The 16,040-nt window shown below is 72.0% G+C and carries 17 protein-coding genes and 1 tRNA gene; all 18 read left to right on the forward strand.

Features of this window, described 5'->3' with window-relative positions:
- The first annotated feature begins 13 nt into the window (after positions 1 to 13).
- The 18 genes from ACIRSS_RS37065 to ACIRSS_RS37150 all read left to right on the forward strand — a co-directional run bounded on the left by ACIRSS_RS37065 (position 14) and on the right by ACIRSS_RS37150 (position 15,745).
- A complete protein-coding gene (locus ACIRSS_RS37065) occupies positions 14 to 823 on the forward strand; it encodes a CoA transferase subunit A (RefSeq protein ID WP_400903537.1) in 810 nt (269 codons plus the stop codon).
- Positions 824 to 1,175: 352 nt separating this feature from the next.
- Positions 1,176 to 1,901, forward strand: coding sequence for a CoA-transferase subunit beta (locus tag ACIRSS_RS37070; RefSeq protein WP_400904030.1), 726 nt, complete (start codon positions 1,176 to 1,178; stop codon positions 1,899 to 1,901).
- Entirely contained in the window at positions 1,898 to 3,079 is a 1,182-nt protein-coding gene (locus ACIRSS_RS37075; protein WP_400903539.1) for a thiolase family protein, read from the forward strand. The genes ACIRSS_RS37070 and ACIRSS_RS37075 overlap by 4 nt, the downstream gene beginning before the upstream one ends.
- Before the next feature lie 12 nt (positions 3,080 to 3,091).
- Positions 3,092 to 3,829, forward strand: coding sequence for a protocatechuate 3,4-dioxygenase subunit beta (gene pcaH / locus ACIRSS_RS37080; protein WP_400903541.1), 738 nt, complete (start codon positions 3,092 to 3,094; stop codon positions 3,827 to 3,829).
- Positions 3,826 to 4,380 (forward strand): protocatechuate 3,4-dioxygenase subunit alpha, encoded by a 555-nt coding sequence (gene pcaG / locus ACIRSS_RS37085; protein WP_400903543.1) that lies wholly within the window; start codon positions 3,826 to 3,828, stop codon positions 4,378 to 4,380. Before pcaH ends, pcaG begins: the two co-directional genes overlap by 4 nt.
- A gap of 14 nt (positions 4,381 to 4,394) precedes the next feature.
- Entirely contained in the window at positions 4,395 to 5,171 is a 777-nt protein-coding gene (gene pcaD, locus ACIRSS_RS37090) for a 3-oxoadipate enol-lactonase (RefSeq protein WP_400903545.1), read from the forward strand.
- Positions 5,168 to 5,569, forward strand: coding sequence for a 4-carboxymuconolactone decarboxylase (gene pcaC / locus ACIRSS_RS37095; RefSeq protein WP_400903547.1), 402 nt, complete (start codon positions 5,168 to 5,170; stop codon positions 5,567 to 5,569). The genes pcaD and pcaC overlap by 4 nt, the downstream gene beginning before the upstream one ends.
- 9 nt (positions 5,570 to 5,578) lie before the next feature.
- Entirely contained in the window at positions 5,579 to 6,409 is an 831-nt protein-coding gene (locus ACIRSS_RS37100; RefSeq protein WP_400903548.1) for an IclR family transcriptional regulator C-terminal domain-containing protein, read from the forward strand.
- A gap of 71 nt (positions 6,410 to 6,480) precedes the next feature.
- Entirely contained in the window at positions 6,481 to 6,624 is a 144-nt protein-coding gene (locus tag ACIRSS_RS37105; protein ID WP_400903550.1) for a hypothetical protein, read from the forward strand.
- A 121-nt stretch (positions 6,625 to 6,745) separates the two neighbouring features.
- Positions 6,746 to 7,333: an NTP transferase domain-containing protein gene (locus ACIRSS_RS37110; RefSeq protein WP_400903552.1), complete on the forward strand. Its 588-nt coding sequence runs from the start codon at positions 6,746 to 6,748 to the stop codon at positions 7,331 to 7,333.
- A 26-nt stretch (positions 7,334 to 7,359) separates the two neighbouring features.
- Positions 7,360 to 8,226 carry an AAA family ATPase gene (locus ACIRSS_RS37115; RefSeq protein ID WP_400903553.1) on the forward strand — a complete coding sequence of 289 codons (867 nt, stop codon included), beginning with the start codon at positions 7,360 to 7,362 and terminating at the stop codon, positions 8,224 to 8,226.
- Between the two features lie 258 nt (positions 8,227 to 8,484).
- Positions 8,485 to 8,558, forward strand: a tRNA-Arg gene (locus ACIRSS_RS37120).
- A gap of 112 nt (positions 8,559 to 8,670) precedes the next feature.
- Positions 8,671 to 9,783: a VWA domain-containing protein gene (locus tag ACIRSS_RS37125; protein WP_400903555.1), complete on the forward strand. Its 1,113-nt coding sequence runs from the start codon at positions 8,671 to 8,673 to the stop codon at positions 9,781 to 9,783.
- On the forward strand, positions 9,776 to 10,888 hold the full coding sequence (locus ACIRSS_RS37130) for an XdhC family protein (RefSeq protein ID WP_400903556.1): 1,113 nt from the start codon (positions 9,776 to 9,778) through the stop codon (positions 10,886 to 10,888). Before ACIRSS_RS37125 ends, ACIRSS_RS37130 begins: the two co-directional genes overlap by 8 nt.
- 205 nt (positions 10,889 to 11,093) lie before the next feature.
- On the forward strand, positions 11,094 to 11,618 hold the full coding sequence (locus tag ACIRSS_RS37135; protein ID WP_372670547.1) for a (2Fe-2S)-binding protein: 525 nt from the start codon (positions 11,094 to 11,096) through the stop codon (positions 11,616 to 11,618).
- Positions 11,618 to 14,059 (forward strand): xanthine dehydrogenase family protein molybdopterin-binding subunit, encoded by a 2,442-nt coding sequence (locus tag ACIRSS_RS37140; RefSeq protein WP_400903558.1) that lies wholly within the window; start codon positions 11,618 to 11,620, stop codon positions 14,057 to 14,059. Before ACIRSS_RS37135 ends, ACIRSS_RS37140 begins: the two co-directional genes overlap by 1 nt.
- The gene (locus tag ACIRSS_RS37145; RefSeq protein WP_400903559.1) at positions 14,056 to 14,910 is read left to right on the forward strand and encodes an FAD binding domain-containing protein; all 855 of its coding nucleotides are present in this window, start codon (positions 14,056 to 14,058) and stop codon (positions 14,908 to 14,910) included. The genes ACIRSS_RS37140 and ACIRSS_RS37145 overlap by 4 nt, the downstream gene beginning before the upstream one ends.
- 79 nt (positions 14,911 to 14,989) lie before the next feature.
- Positions 14,990 to 15,745 carry an SRPBCC domain-containing protein gene (locus ACIRSS_RS37150; RefSeq protein WP_400903561.1) on the forward strand — a complete coding sequence of 252 codons (756 nt, stop codon included), beginning with the start codon at positions 14,990 to 14,992 and terminating at the stop codon, positions 15,743 to 15,745.
- Positions 15,746 to 16,040 lie beyond the last annotated feature (295 nt).

The raw sequence follows: 16,040 nt of genomic DNA on the forward strand, positions 1-16,040 counted from the left end.
TTCGGAGCGTGGGATGGCGGAGCTGCTGTCACTGGAAGAGGCCGTCGGCCGGCTGGTGCGCGACGGCGACACCGTCGCGCTCGAAGGGTTCACGCACCTCATCCCGGTCGCGGCCGGGCAGGAGATCATCCGGCAGGGCAGGCGGGGCCTGACGCTGGTGCGGATGACCCCGGACATCGTGTACGACCAGCTGATCGGCGCGGGCTGCGCGAGCAAGCTGATCTTCTCGTGGGGTGGCAACCCCGGAGTCGGCTCGCTGCACCGGTTCCGCGACGCGGTCCAGCACGACTGGCCGGTCCCGCTCGAGATCGAGGAGCACAGCCACGCGGGCATGGCGAACCGGTACGTGGCCGGCGCGTCCGGCCTGCCGTTCGCGGTGCTGCGCGGCTACACGGGCACGGACCTCCCGGCCCAGACGGACACGATCAAGCCGATCACGTGCCCCTTCACCGGCGAGCGGCTCACAGCCGTCCCGGCGCTGAACCCGGACGTGACGATCGTCCACGCCCAGCGCGCGGACCGCGACGGCAACGTCCAGATGTGGGGCATCACGGGAGTCCAGAAGGAAGCGGTCCTGGCGGCGAAGCGCTCGATCGTGACGGTCGAGGAGATCGTCGACGAGCTGGAGCCGAAGCCGGGAGCGGTGATCCTCCCGGCGTGGGTGGTCACGGCGGTGGCCGAGGTGCCGGGAGGTGCGAAGCCGTCGTACGCGGCGGGGTATTACGAGCGCGACAACTCGGCGTACCAGGCATGGGACGAGATCGGCCGCGACCGCGAGGCGTTCACGAAGTGGCTGAACGAGCTGACCGGGGTGAAGGCATGAGCACCAGCCTGTCGGGCCGGCCAACCCGCCGTCGCGGAATTGCCCAGCCGGTTCCGGCCGCCCCGGGCCACCTGGCCCTGGCCCAGATGGCCCGCCCCGCCTCGGTGCGACCCACCCCCGCCTCTCCGAGCCGCTCGGTTTCAACCCGAGCCCGCGCGGCCTGCCGCCTCACCTCGGCCCGACCTGCTCCCGTGTCGGCGAGCCACCTGGCCCCGCCACAAGCCCGCGCGGCCTGCCACTCCGCCTCGGTCCGGCCCGCTCCCATCGCCCCGAGCCGCCCCACCTCGACTCGTCCCACCGTGCCCGACTCCGCGGAGGTCCCAGCGTGAGCACCGACTACACCGCCGACGAGATGATGAGCATCGCGGCCGCCCGCGCCCTCGCCGACGGCACCTCCTGCTTCGTCGGCATCGGCCTCCCCAGCAAGGCGGCCAACCTCGCCCGCCGCGCCCACGCCCCGAACCTCACCCTCATCTACGAATCCGGCTGCCTCGGCGCGAAGCCGTCCCGCCTCCCGCTGTCCATCGGCGACGGCGAGCTGGCCGACACCGCCAACGCCGTCGTCAGCGTCCCCGAAGTGTTCAACTACTGGCTCCAGCCGGGCCGCATCGACGTCGGCTTCCTCGGCGCCGCCCAGCTCGACAAGTTCGGCAACATCAACACCACCGTCATCGGCTCCGACTACCACGACCCGAAGGTCCGCCTCCCCGGCGCGGGCGGCGCCCCCGAGATCGCGGCCTCCTGCGGCGAGGTGTTCATCGTCCTCCGCCAGAGCCCCCGCGCCTTCGTCGAGAAGGTCGACTTCGTGACGTCCTTCGGCCACGGCGCGGGCAAGGGCGACCGCGAGAAGCTCGGCCTCCCCGGCAAGGGCCCGACCCTGGTGGTGACCGACCTGGGCCTGATGCACCCCGACCCGGAGACCGCCGAGCTGACCCTCACCGAGCTCCACCCGGGTGTGGAGCTCGACCAGGCGATCAAGGCCACGGGGTGGACACTGAAGGTCGCGGACGACCTGAAGGTCACCCCCGCCCCGACCGAGCAGGAGCTGACGGTGCTCCGAGACCTGGAGAAGGCATGACCGACGTCTACGTCCTCGACGCGATCCGCACCCCGTTCGGCCGGTACGGCGGCGCGCTGGCCGGCGTCCGCCCGGACGACCTGGCCGCCGGTGTCCTCAAGGCACTCCAAGCCCGCAACGACCTCGATCCGTCCACCGTGGACGAGGTGACCCTCGGCGACGCGAACGGCGCGGGCGAGGACAACCGCAACGTCGCCCGCATGGCCGCCCTCCTCGCCGGCTGGCCGACGAGCGTTCCGGGCAACACCGTCAACCGCCTCTGCGGCTCCGGCCTGGACGCGGTGATGCAGGCCAGCCGCGCGATCCAGGTCGGTGACGCCTCCCTGGTCGTCGCCGGCGGCGTCGAGTCGATGACCCGCTCGCCGCTCGTCATGCCCAAGCCGGAGAAGGCCTTCCCGGCCGGCAACCAGACCCTCTACAACACCGCGCTCGGCTGGCGCATGGTCAACCCGGCGATGCCGGCGCAGTGGACGATCTCCCTCGGCGAGTCCACCGAACTGCTCGCCGAGCGCTACGGCATCGGCCGCGACGAGCAGGACGCCTTCGCCGCCCGCAGCCACATCAACGCCGCGAAGGCCTGGGACGAAGGTTTCTACGACGACCTGGTGGTCCCGGTCGAGGGCGTCGACCTGGCCCGCGACGAGGGCATCCGCCCGGACTCCAGCCCCGAGAAGCTCGCCAAGCTGAAGCCCGTCTTCCGCAAGGGGAACGGCACCGTCACGGCCGGCAACGCCTCCCCGCTGAACGACGGCGCCTCGGCGCTCCTCCTCGGCGACGAGGCGACCGCGAACCGCCTGAACAAGACGCCGCTGGCTCGGATCGCCGGCCGCGGCGCGGCGGGTGTCGACCCGGACGTCTTCGGCATCGGACCGGTCCGCGCGGCCGAAATCGCCCTCGAACGGGCCGGCATCGGCTGGGACGACCTGGTTGCGGTGGAGCTCAACGAAGCCTTCGCCGCGCAGTCGCTGGCCTGCCTGCGCGACTGGAAGAAGCTCGACCCGGAGATCGTCAACACCCACGGTGGCGCGATTGCCATCGGTCACCCGCTCGGCGCGTCCGGTGGGCGGATCCTCGGCACCCTGGCCCACGACCTGCACCGCCGCGGCGGGGGCTGGGGACTGGCCGCCATCTGCATCGGCGTCGGCCAGGGCCTGGCCGTCGTCCTCGAAGGCCGGTAAGGGAGAGAAAACGTGGCCACTCCGACCGAATTCAGGCTGCCGCGCTACGGGCAGGACCCCGAAGGCACGCACCCGCCCCTCGGCTTCACCGGCTACCGCTCGACGGCGCTGCGGCACCCGAAGCAGGACCTCCTGCTGCTGCCGCAGATGCTGACCGAGGTCACCGGCCCGCTGCTCGGCCCCGGCCGCCTCGGCGAGCACGACAACGACCTCACTCGCCAGCACGAGGGCGAGCCGCAAGGGCAGCGGATCATCGTCACCGGCCGGCTCCTCGACGGCGATGGCCGTCCGGTGCGCGACTCGCTCATCGAGATCTGGCAGGCCAACGCGGGCGGCCGCTACCGCCACACCGGCGACCGCTGGCCGTCGCCGCTGGACCCGAACTTCGACGGCGTCGGGCGCACCCTGACCGACAGCGACGGCCGCTACACCTTCACCACCATCAAGCCCGGCGCGTACCCGTGGAAGAACCACGACAACGCCTGGCGCCCCGCGCACATCCACTTCTCGGTGTTCGGCTCGGCGTTCACGCAGCGGCTGGTCACCCAGATGTACTTCCCGGACGACCCGCTCTTCTCCCAGGACCCGATCTTCAACTCGATCCCGGACGAAAAGGCCCGGCAGCGCATGGTCTCCCGCTACGACCACGAGGTCACCCAGTCCGAGTGGGCGCTCGGGTTCCAGTTCGACATCGTGCTGCGCGGGCGGGACGCGTCGGTGTTCGAAGAGGAAGAGGACGAGGACGAATGACCAAGCTGCTGCCCACCCCGTCGCAGACCGTCGGTCCGTACCTCTCGATCGGGCTGCCCTGGCCGGACGGCCCGCACGTGGTGCCCGAAGGGACGCCCGGCGCGTTCTGGATCCGCGGCACCGTCCGGGACGGCAACGGCGACCCGGTCCCGGACGCCATGATCGAGACGTGGCAGGCCGACCCGGACGGCGGCTTCCGCCACCCCGACGACCCGCGCGGCGAGGCGGCCGGCGACTTTCGCGGCTTCGGCCGCTGCCCGACCGAAACCGATGGGACGTACGGAATCCTCACGCTGCTGCCGGGCCCGGTGCCGGGCGTGCACGGCACCACGCAGGCGCGCCACATCGACGTCTCGGTGTTCGCCCGCGGCCTGCTCAACCGGGTCGTCACGCGCATCTACTTCGAAGACCAGGACAACTCCGCCGACCCGGTGCTGGCGACGGTGCCGGAGGAGCGGCGCGGCACGCTGATCGCGGCGAAGACCGAGGACGGCTACCGCTTCGACGTGCGGCTGCAGGGCGACGGCGAGACGGTGTTCTTCGCCGTATGAACGGAGGTGGGAACGTGGGCGCCGTGCGGGTGCACCGGGTCGTGGAAGGCCCGGAGGACGGGCCGGTGGTGGTGCTCGGCGGGTCGCTGGGCAGCGACGTCCGGATGTGGGAACCGCAGGTCGTGCCGCTGCTCGAACGCGGCTTCCGCGTGGTCCGCTACGACACGCGGGGGCACGGCGCCTCGCCGGTGCCGCCCGGGCCGTACGAAATCGGCGACCTGGGTGACGACGTCCTCGCGCTGCTCGACGAGCTCGAGGTCGCGCGGGCGCACCTGGTCGGCCTGTCGCTGGGCGCGATGACCGGCATGTGGCTCGGCGCCCACGCGCCCGACCGGGTCGCGAGCCTGGTGCTCTGCTGCACGTCCGCGAAACTGGGCCCGCCGCAGATGTGGGCGGACCGGGCCCGCACGGTCCGCGCCGAAGGCACCGCCGCGGTCGCCGAGGCCGGGGTTGCCCGCTGGCTGACCCCCGCCTACGCCGAGCGGCACCCGGACCGCGCCGCGTTCCTGCGTTCGATGATCGCCGGGGTCCCGGCCGAGGGCTACGCGGCCTGCTGCGGCGCGATCGAGCGAATGGACCAGCTCGACGCGCTGCCGAAGATCACCGCACCGACCCTGGTCATCGCGGGCGCCGAAGACCCGTCCACCCCGCCGGAGGGGCACGCCGACCTGATCGCGGCGGGCATCCCCGGCGCGCGGATGGAGGTCGTCGCGGACGCGGCGCACCTGGGCAGCTACGAGCGGCCCGAAGAGTTCACCCGGCTGATCCTGGACCACTTGGAGCGAGTGTGACCGACCGCCACGAGCAGGGCATGAAGGTGCGGCGTGAGGTGCTCGGCGACGAGCACGTCGACCGCGCGGTCGCGGGCACGACGGAGTTCAGCCGGCCGTTCCAGGACTACATCACCGAAGGCGCGTGGGGCTCGGTCTGGGCCCGCGACGGCCTGGACCGCCGGACGCGCAGCTGCGTCACGCTCGCGGCGCTGACCGCGCTGCAGGCGCACAACGAGCTGGCGATGCACGTCCGGGCCGCGATCCGCAACGGCCTGACGGCGGCGGAGATCAGCGAGGTCCTGCTGCACACGGCGGTCTACGCGGGCGCCCCGGCGGCGAACGCGGCGTTCGCCATCGCGCAGCGCACCCTGGCCGAGCTCGGCGAGCCGACCGCCCGCCCCGCCGACGCCGGATAGGGTGCGGTCATGGACGTGGGGAGGCAGGGCGAAGCCGAGGCCGACACCGAACCGGCGCAACGCGGTGCCCACCACGTGCAGTCGCTGGAGCGCGGCCTGGCCGTGATCAAGGCGTTCCACGCGGAGGCGCCGGAGCTGACCTTGAGCGACGTGGCCCGGTCGACGGGCCTCACCCGCGCCGCGGCCCGCCGGTTCCTGCTGACCCTGACCGACCTGGGGTACGTCCGCACCGACGGCAAGTACTTCTCCCTCACGGCCCGCGTGCTGGAGCTGGGGTATTCGTACCTGTCGAGCATGACGCTGCCGGAGGTCGCGCAGCCGCACCTGGAGCAGCTGTCGGCGAGGGTGCACGAGTCCAGTTCGGTGTCGGTCCTGGAGGGGACGGACATCGTCTACGTGGCCCGGGTGGCGGTCTCCCGCATCATGACGGTGAGCATCAACGTGGGAACCCGCTTCCCGGCGTACGCGACCTCGATGGGGCACGTCCTACTGGCCGGCCTGAGTCGGGCGGAGCTGGAAGCGTTTTTCGTGGTGGCGAAGTTCGACCCGCTGACGGACCGCACGGTCACCGTGCCCGAGGTGCTCCGCGCGGAACTGGCCAAGGTGACCGAACAGGGCTGGGCAATGGTCGACCAGGAGCTGGAGGAAGGCCTCAGATCAGTGGCGGCCCCGATCCACGACCGCCGCGGCCGGGTGGTGGCGGCGGTGAACCTGTCAACGCACGCGAGCCGCACAACGGCGGAGTCGGTGGAGAGGGACTTGGTACCCCCGTTGCTGGAAACGGCGAGGGCGATCGAGGCCGACTTGGCAATCGGCGCCCCAGGCCGAGCCCATGCCTGACAACAGCCGGGCGTTCGACCCGGTGGCTGCGGCGGCCGAACCCGCGGCCGGGGTCGCTGGGCAGGCATTGGGTGCGCCGGTCGGTCCGGTGGCTGGGCCGGCCGAACCCGTGGCTGGGGTCGCTGGGCCTGCAGTGGGTGCGCCGGTCGGTCCGGTGGCTGGGCCGGCCGAACCCGTGGCTGGGGTCGCTGGGCCTGCAGTGGGTGCGCCGGTAGGTCCGGTGGCTGGCGCTGCCGACCGGACCCTGGGCGCGCTGGTCGAGCCCCTGGCCGGCGATTCCCACCGTGCGATCGGCTCGCCGATGACCCAGCCCCTCACCAGGAAGCCGGCGCGCCGATGACCCAAGCCTCCCCACCCGTCGCCGGGCTGCTGCTAGCCGCCGGGGCCGGGCGGCGGTTCGGGGGACCCAAAGCCCTCGCCGAACTCGACGGCCGGCCCCTCGTCCTCCGCGCCCTCGACGCCCTCTCCGCCGCCGGCTGCGACCCCATCCGCGTTGTCATCGGCGCCGCCGCCGAACAAGTACGTGCCCTCCTGCCCGAGCCGCGCCAAGCCGTCTTCGCCGAAAGCTGGGAGACCGGCATGGGCGCCTCCCTCAAAGCCGGCCTCGCCGCACTCTCCTCAGAACCCGGCCCGGTCGCCGCCCTGGTGCACCTCGTCGACCTGCCGTGGGTCGGCGCCGACGTCCTCACCCGCGTCGCCGCCAACGCCACCACCGAGTCCGTCGCCCGCGCCTCCTACGACGGCGTTCCCGGCCATCCCGTCCTCTTCGGCCGCCGCTGGTGGTCCGAAATCGCCGGTTCCGCCCAGGGCGACCGCGGGGCCCGGGACTGGCTGTCCACCCGCTCCGAACTGACACTCGTCGAATGCGGGGACCTCGGCAGCGGCCGGGACGTCGACCGCCGGGCCGATCTGCCCGGCCGGTGACCAGCGTGCCGCCTACGATCGACAGCGTGACCGACTCGCCTGAAGAACTCGCCGCCGCGCTGGACGCGACCGGGTACCTCGCCGACGACGGGCTCGCCACCGCCGGGTTCCTCGCCCTGCGGATGGGCCGCCCCCTCTTCTGCGAAGGCGAACCCGGCACCGGCAAGACCTCGCTCGCCATCGCCCTGGCCACCGCGCTGGAGCGCCCGCTCATCCGCCTCCAGTGCCACGAAGGCATCGACGCCGCCCAGGCGCTGTACGAGTGGGACTTCCCCCGCCAGCTCCTGCACCTGCGCGCCCTCGAGGCCGCCGGCGACGGGCACCTCGACGTCGAGGCCGCCGAACGCTCGCTCTACACCGAACGGTTCCTGCTGGCCCGGCCGCTCCTGCAGGCCCTCACCGCGCCGTGCGTCCTGCTCGTCGACGAGATCGACCGCGCCGACGACGAGTTCGAAGCCTTCCTCCTGCAGCTGCTCGACGAGCACGCCGTCACCATCCCCGAATACGGCGAAGTCCGCGCCGAACACCCGCCGCTTGTGGTGCTGACCTCGAACCGGACGCGCGAAGTGCACGACGCCCTCAAGCGCCGCTGCCTCTACCACTGGCTGGAACACCCCGACCTGGCGCGGGAGGTCGTCATCCTGCGCCGGCGGATCCCCGAGATCGGTGAGGTCCTGGCCCGCCAGGTCGCCGAAGCGGTGCACCGCCTCCGCGAGATGGACCTGCTCAAGCCGCCGGGGGTGGCGGAGTCGCTCGACTGGGCCCGCGCCTTGCTTGCGCTGCACCGCGACGAACTGGACGCGGCATCGGCGGCCCGGACGCTCGGAGCCGTCCTGAAGTACAGCGAAGACCTCGACCGCGTCCGCGCGAAACTCGACGCGCTGTTCGCCTGAGCGTCCACAAAGGACGGAAGGATTAAATGCGTTGCCCGGCGCGCCGGGCTCCGGCATCCTTTTCCCAACACCGCGGGAACCGCCGCCGAGAGGAGGAGATCGTGAACCGGCAAACGCACCGCTGCGGCACGATCTCCCGTGCCGTTCGCTGAATCTTCCTGAAGGCTCTTCGCGCCCACCCCTCGCTACCTCGGGTCGGTCGCCGCGAAGAGCGCGGTCTGCGCCCGTCCGGGGAGGGACGTGCGCGCAGACCGCCCCGTCCCGGTAGCTCAGCAGGACAGAGCGCGGCGCTACGAACGCCGAGGTCCGAGGTTCGACTCCTCGCCGGGACGCCGAAAACGAGCTCCCGTTTTCCACGCCAGCGGAGGGCACCGACAATCTCCGTCGCCCGAGGCCGCCTTGTCCACAGGGCCGGCTGTCGCCGGGTGAGCGCACAATGGAGTCATGACCACCGCCGCCGATCCCGTCGCCGGGTACGCCGGGTTCGCCGCCGCCCTGCGAGAGGCCGGTGTCGCCTGCGATGCCCATCGCGTGCAGGCCTACCTGGCCGCCGTCGCCGAGATCGATGTCGCCGAACCCACCCAGCTCTACTGGGCCGGCCGGCTCACCCTCTGCTCCAGCCCCGACGACCTCCCCTGCTACGAAGAAGCGTTCAGCCAGTGGTTCGCCATCGAAACGACCACCCCGCAGCGCGCGAAGGCCGCCGCGCCCAAGCAGGCCCGCATCGCGCCGCTCGTCGACGCCGACGGTGGGCAAACCACCACCGAAGACGCTCCTGACCAGCTCAAAGTCGCCGCCAGCGCGCAAGAGGTCCTGCGCCACCGCGACCTCGCCGCCCTCACCACCGCCGAACGCGAACACCTCCGGGAGCTCCTCGCCACCCTGAGGCCCGTCCCGCCGACACGCCCGGCCGCGCGCCGGACGCCGTCGCGCCGGGGACGGCTCGACCCCTCCCGCACCCTGCGCGCCATGCTCGCCAGCGGCGGCGAACCCGTGAAGCTGCAGCACGTCCGCCGCGGCAGCCGGCCGCGCCGGGTCGTGCTGCTCATCGACGTCTCGGGCTCGATGTCGCCCTACGCCGACGCCCTGCTGCGCTTCGCCCACGTCCTCACGCGGTCGGCGCCCCAATCCGTCGAGGTCTTCACGCTCGGCACGCGCCTCACGCGGGTCTCGCGCCAGCTGCGGCAACGCGACCCCGAACGCGCCATGCTCGCCGCGGGCTCGGCCGTGCCCGACTTCGCGGGCGGCACCCGGCTCGGCGAAACGTTGCAGGCCTTCCTCGACCGCTGGGGCCAGCGCGGGGTCGCGCGCCGCGCCGTGGTCACCGTCTTCTCCGACGGCTGGGAACGCGGCGACACCGGCCTGCTCGGCGAACAGCTCGCACGCCTGCGCCGGCTCGCGCACGCCGTATTCTGGGTGAATCCGCACGCCGGCCGTGCGGGGTACGCTCCGGTCCAGTCGGGCATCGTGGCCGCGTTGCCCCACATCGACCGGCTCCTGGCCGGGCACACCCTGGCCACCTTGGAACGACTGCTCGGGGAGATTTCCGATGCGTGACGTACTCGACGACGTGTTCCGCCGCTGGTCCGACGGCGAGACGGTCGGCCTCGGCACCGTGGTCGCGACCTTCTCGTCGGCGCCGCGCGCGCCCGGGGCCGCGATGGTCGTCGCTCCCGACGGGACCGTCGCCGGCAGCGTGTCCGGCGGCTGCGTCGAAGGCGCGGTCTACGAGCTCGCGCAGGAGGTCGTCGCCGAGCGCAAGCCGGTGCTGCAGCGCTACGGCGTCACCGACGACGACGCCTTCGCGGTCGGGCTGACCTGCGGCGGGATCATCGACATCTACGTCGAGCACGTCGACCGCGCGTCGATGCCCGAGCTCGGCGACGTCGTCGCGTCGGTGCGCGGCGGCGAGCCCGTCGCGGTCGTCACGGTCATCGAGCACGAGCGCGAGGGCCTGGTCGGCGAGCACATGATCGTCTGGCCGGACCGGACCGCGGGCTCGCTGGGGTCGTCGCGGATGGACGACGCGGTCGCCGACGACGCGCGCGGCCTGCTGGCCAGCGGCCGCACCGGCACGCTGCACTACGGCCCGGACGGGCAGCGCCGCGGCGAAGGCATGGCGGTGTTCGTCAACTCGTTCGAGCCGCCGCCCCGGCTGCTGGTCTTCGGCGCGATCGACTTCGCCGCCGCGATGGCCCGCATGGGCGCCTACCTCGGCTACCAGGTCACGGTCTGCGACGCGCGGCCGGTGTTCGCGACCAGCAGCCGTTTCCCGGACGCGCACGACGTCGTCGTCGACTGGCCGCACCGCTACCTGACGGCGGAGGCCGAGGCGGGCCGGATCGACCAGCGCACGGCGATCGCGGTGCTGACCCACGACCCGAAGTTCGACGTGCCGCTGCTGGAGGTCGCGCTGCGCCTCGACGTCGGCTACGTCGGCGCGATGGGCTCCCGCAAGACGCACGACGACCGCTTCGCCCGCCTGCGCGAAGCCGGGATCACCGAGGCGGAGCTGGAAAGGCTGTCGTCGCCGATCGGCCTCGACCTCGGTGCCCGCACCCCGGAGGAGACGGCGGTGTCCATCGCCGCGGAAATCATCGCGTTGCGGTGGGGCGGCGGCGGCAAGCGCCTCGCCGAACTCACCGGGCGCATCCACGGCTGACTACGCCGGGTGGCCCACAAAAGTTCACCCATCCGGACTTCCGCAGATGCGGCGGCGAATGCGTGAGCACCGCGCATCTGCGGAACAAGTAGTTGAACGTGTGACATCAGGACTTGTCCGCGCGAAGGTCGCGTAGCACGCTCGGGAGTCTGTGAGCCCGATCACGGTCGGGCAGGCCGCTCCCGAACCGGCTTTTGGAGGCCTGATGCGCATCACCGTCACCGTCGACGGGACGAAGTACACCGACGAAGTCGAGCCCCGCACCCTGCTCGTGCACCACCTGCGCGAAAAACTCGGCAAGGTCGGCACCGTCGTCGGCTGCGACACGAGCAACTGCGGCGCCTGCACCGTCCACCTGGACGGGCACAGCGTGAAGTCCTGCTCCGTCCTGGCCGTGCAGGCCGACGGCTGCGAGGTCACCACCATCGAAGGCCTGGCCCGCGACGGGCAGCTGCACCCCGTGCAGAAGGCCTTCAACGACAACCACGCGCTGCAGTGCGGGTTCTGCACGCCCGGCATGATCATGCAGTCGATCGACCTGCTGGCCGACAACCCGGATCCCGACGAACAGGCGGTCCGCGAAGGTCTCGAAGGCAACCTCTGCCGCTGCACCGGCTACCAGAACATCGTCCGCGCGGTCCGCGACGCCGCGCAGCACATGAGCCCCGGCGCCGGCCCCGAAGCCGAGCGCATCGCCGAGACCAAGCACGTCGGCGTGGGTGGTGACTGATGACCGCCACGATCGAACCGGAAGTCGGCAAGTCCCGTCGCCGCAAGGAAGACGAGCGGCTGATCACCGGCCGCACCCGCTGGACCGACAACATCTCGCTGCCCGGGATGCTGCACATGGCGGTCCTGCGCAGCCCGTTCGCGCACGCCAAGATCGTCTCGATCGACACGTCGGCGGCCAAGGGCGCGTCGGGCGTCGTCGCCGTGTACACCGGCAAGGACCTCGACCCCGACGGTGCGATCGGCATGCCCTGCGCGTGGCCGATCACGCCGGACATGAAGGCGCCGCGCCGCCCGGTGCTCGCCTCCGACACGGTCAACTTCGCCGGTGAAGGCGTCGCGGTCGTCGTCGCACGCACGTCCGCCGAAGCGCACGACGCGCTCGAGGAGATCGACGTCGAGTACGACGAGCTGCCGGTGATCCTCGACATGGAAGCCGCCATCGCCGACGGCGCCCCGCTGGTCCACGAGGACCTGGGCACCAACACGAGCGCGGTCTGGAAGTTCGACTCGGCCGAGGCCGGCACCGGCGGCAACGTCGAAGACGCGATCAGCTCGTCGGAGGTCGTGCTCAAGCGCCGGTTCCGCCAGCAGCGCCTCGTCCCGGCGTTCATGGAGCCGCGCGCCTGCGTCGTCGACCCCACCAGCACGCAGATCACCATGTGGGCGGCCACGCAGGTCCCGCACATCCTGCGGGTGATGTCGGCGCTGACGCTCGGGATCCCCGAGCACAAGCTGCGCGTGATCGCCCCGGACGTCGGCGGCGGCTTCGGCGGCAAGATCGGCGTCCTGCCCGAAGAGATGATGTCGCTGCTCGTCGCGCAGAAGCTCGGCAAGCCGGTCAAGTGGAACGAGACGCGGTCGGAGACGATGCTCGCCGCGCACCACGGCCGCGACCAGATCCAGGACATCACCATCTCGGCGACCCGCGACGGCCAGGTCACCGGCCTCAAGGTCGAGCTGCTCGCCAACCTCGGCGCGTACAACGGCCTCGTCGGACCCGGCGTGCCGATCCTCGGCGCGTTCATGTTCAACGCGATCTACAAGATCCCGGCGTACCACTTCGCGTGCACCAACGTGTACACGACGACGACGCTGACCGACGCCTACCGCGGCGCCGGCCGGCCCGAGGCGACGTTCGCGATCGAGCGGATCATGGACGAGCTCGCCGTCGAGCTCGGCGTGGACCCGATGGAGCTGCGCGAAAAGAACTGGATCAAGCACGAGGAGTTCCCGTTCACCACGGTGTGCGGGCTGACCTACGACTCCGGCAACTACGAAGCCGCCACCGAAAAGGCCAAGCAGCTCTTCGACTACGACGGCCTGCGCGCCGAACAGGACAAGCGCCGCAAGGCGGGCGACAAGGTCCAGCTCGGCATCGGCATCTCGACGTTCACCGAGATGTGCGGGCTCGCGCCGTCGCGGGTGCTCGGCTCGCTGGACTACGGCGCCGGCGGCTGGGAGTACGCGTCGATCCGGATGCTGCCGACCGGCAAGGTCGAGGTCACGACCGGCGCGTCCGCGCACGGCCAGGGCCACGAGACGGCGTGGAGCCAGATCGTCGCCGACCAGCTGGGCGTCGCGTTCGAGGACGTCGAGATCCTGCACGGCGACACCCAGTCGTCGCACAAGGGCATGGACACCTACGGCTCGCGGTCGCTGGTGGTCGGTGGCATCGCCGTCATCAAGGCCGCCGAGAAGGTGATCGCCAAGGCGAAGCCGATCGCGGCGCACCTGCTCGAATGCGCCGAGGACGACCTCGAGTTCGCCGGCGGCAAGTTCACCGTCAAGGGCACCGACACGTCCACGACCATGGGCGACATCGCGCTCGCGGTCTTCGCGGCGCACAACCTGCCCGACGGGATCGAGCCGTCGCTCGACTCGGACGCCACGTTCGACCCGGAGAACTTCTCGTTCCCGCACGGCACGCACCTGTGCGCCGCCGAGGTGGACACCGAGACGGGCCGGATCAAGCTGCGTTCCTACGTCTGCGTCGACGACGTCGGCGTCGCGGTGAACCCGCTGATCGTCGAGGGCCAGGTGCACGGCGGGCTCGCGCAGGGCATCGCGCAGGCGCTGTTCGAAGGCACCGAGCACGACGACAGCGGCACGCTCACCACCGGCACGTTCGCCGACTACCTGCTGCCGTCGGCGGCCGACCTGCCGTCGTTCACCACCGACCGCACGGAGACGCCGGCGACGTCCAACCCGCTCGGCGCCAAGGGCGTCGGCGAGGCGGGCACCATCGCGTCCACCCCGGCGGTGGTCAACGCGGTGGTCGACGCGGTGCGGCAGTTCGGCGTGAACGACATCGAGATGCCGTTGACGCCGATGCGGGTGTGGCACGCCATCCAGCACGGCACGACCGACGCGGGCGGTCCCGGCCGCGACGAAGCGGGCGGCGGGCTCGGTTCCATCGACGCCACCGGAGGTGCGCAGTGATCCCGGCTTCCTTCGACTACGTCCGCCCGTCCACAGTGGACGAAGCGGTGCAGGCGCTGGCGTCGGCGGGCGAGGACGCCAAGGTGCTGGCGGGCGGGCAGAGCCTGCTGCCGGTGCTGCGGATGCGGCTGGCCGCGCCGACGACGCTGATCGACCTCGGGCGCGTCGCGGAGCTGCGCGGCGTGCGGGAGGAGGGCGACGAGCTGGTCATCGGCGCGATGACCACGCACTACGACGTCCAGCGGGACGCGTTGGTGGCCGAGCACGCGGCGTTGCTCAAGGAGGCGACGGACACGGTGGCCGACCCGCAGATCCGCCACCGCGGGACGTTGGGTGGCGCGATCGCGCACGCCGACCCGGCGGGCGACCTCCTCGCGCCGGTGCTGGCGCTGGAAGCGTCGCTGGTGATCGCCGGGCCGTCCGGGCGCCGGACGGTGCCGGCCGCGGAGTTCTTCCAGGACCTGTTCACGACGGCGCTGGCGCCGGACGAACTGCTGGTCGAGGTCCGCGTGCCCAAGCACACCGGGTGGCGGGCGCACTACGAGAAGTTCAACCGGGTCGCCCAGGCGTGGTCGATGGTCGCGGTCGCGGTCACCGTCCGCACCGAGGCGGGCGTCATCGAGGAGGCCCGGGTCGCGCTGACGAACATGGGCTCGACGCCGGTCCGCGCGTCCGGTGTCGAAGCGGCGCTGGTCGGCGTGCAGGCGTCGGCCGATTCGATCGCCGCGGCGGCCTCGCATGCGGCGGAGGGCACGAACCCGCCGGTCGACAGCAACGCCGACGTCGAGTACCGCCGCCACCTGGCCCAGGTGCTGACGGGCCGCGCGATCGCGGCGGCGGCCGGAGCCTGACGCGTCACACCCTGGCCGTCGCCCCGGCGGCGGCTAGGGTGGGCAGCAGACCCGTCGTCTTCAGGAAGGAGGTCGGCCCGTGCGGCTCGACCACGAATTCACCGTCCCGGCACCGATCGGCGAGGTCTGGCAGGCGGTCGTCGACCCCGAGCGAGTCGCCCCGTGCATGCCGGGCGCGACGCTGACGAAGGTCGAAGGCGACAAGTTCAGCGGCACGGTGAAGGTCAAGCTCGGGCCGATCTCCTTGCTGTACAAGGGCAACGGCGAGTTCCTGGAGAAGGACGACGCCGCCCACAAGGTCACGATCAAGGCCTCGGGCAAGGACTCCCGCGGAGCGGGCACGGCGGCGGCAACGGTAACGCTGACGCTGACGGAGGCCGAGGGCGGAACGCATGGAGCGGTGGCGACGGACCTGTCGATCACGGGCAAGCCGGCCCAGTTCGGCCGCGGCCTGATCAGCGAGGTGGGCGGCAAGATCCTCGACACGTTCGCGGGGTGCTTGTCGGGCAAACTGGCCCCGGCGGCCGCGCCGGCGCCATCACCAGTGGCCGCAGCGCCGACGCCGGAGCCGACTGAGACTGCGGAGCCGGTGGCCAAGCCGGCCCCGGCGGTCAAACCGGCCCCGACGACGGCGGAGATCAACACGGACCCGAAGCCGGCGGCGACGTCGGCGGACCGCCCACCGTTGCGAAGCGTCCCGGCTGCCCCGGAGACGGAAGCGATCGACCTGCTCGACTACGCGGGGCAGTCGGTGCTGAAGCGAGTGGCGCCGGTACTGCTCGGGATCGCGGCGGTGGTGGGCTTGGTGGCGATCATCCGAGCCCTGCGCAAGTAGGAGTTTCTCCGGAGCGAAGCCGAGCCGGGCGCGCTGGCCGAGGCTTGCCACCGGTGTTGCGGCGCTGGTCAGGCCGTGGCGCCGTGCCGTGCCGCCGCCTCAGGGTTCGTACTGCGGGCGGGCCCGCGCGAGGTCGCGCCAGGTGGTCGCGCTGCCGGCCGCGGCATTCGCGCTGCATGCCGAGCCGGGTGGAGCTTGCGTCGCGCGCTGGTGTTCGTGCACTTTCCAGCTGATCTGCGCCTGCCGGGATTCGCGGACCCGCGCTCGTGTCGCCGGTCGCCGGGTCCGGAGGTCT

The organism is Amycolatopsis sp. NPDC101161 (assembly GCF_044768185.1).
Lineage (GTDB): Bacteria > Actinomycetota > Actinomycetes > Mycobacteriales > Pseudonocardiaceae > Amycolatopsis.

Coding starts and splice junctions, on each gene's coding strand:
- ACIRSS_RS37065 (WP_400903537.1), top strand. CDS start 14: ATGGCGGAGCTGCTGTCACTGGAAGAGGCCGTCGGCCGGCTGGTGCGC.
- ACIRSS_RS37070 (WP_400904030.1), top strand. CDS start 1,176: ATGATGAGCATCGCGGCCGCCCGCGCCCTCGCCGACGGCACCTCCTGC.
- ACIRSS_RS37075 (WP_400903539.1), top strand. CDS start 1,898: ATGACCGACGTCTACGTCCTCGACGCGATCCGCACCCCGTTCGGCCGG.
- pcaG (WP_400903543.1), top strand. CDS start 3,826: ATGACCAAGCTGCTGCCCACCCCGTCGCAGACCGTCGGTCCGTACCTC.
- ACIRSS_RS37100 (WP_400903548.1), top strand. CDS start 5,579: ATGGACGTGGGGAGGCAGGGCGAAGCCGAGGCCGACACCGAACCGGCG.
- ACIRSS_RS37110 (WP_400903552.1), top strand. CDS start 6,746: ATGACCCAAGCCTCCCCACCCGTCGCCGGGCTGCTGCTAGCCGCCGGG.
- ACIRSS_RS37125 (WP_400903555.1), top strand. CDS start 8,671: ATGACCACCGCCGCCGATCCCGTCGCCGGGTACGCCGGGTTCGCCGCC.
- ACIRSS_RS37130 (WP_400903556.1), top strand. CDS start 9,776: ATGCGTGACGTACTCGACGACGTGTTCCGCCGCTGGTCCGACGGCGAG.
- ACIRSS_RS37135 (WP_372670547.1), top strand. CDS start 11,094: ATGCGCATCACCGTCACCGTCGACGGGACGAAGTACACCGACGAAGTC.
- ACIRSS_RS37140 (WP_400903558.1), top strand. CDS start 11,618: ATGACCGCCACGATCGAACCGGAAGTCGGCAAGTCCCGTCGCCGCAAG.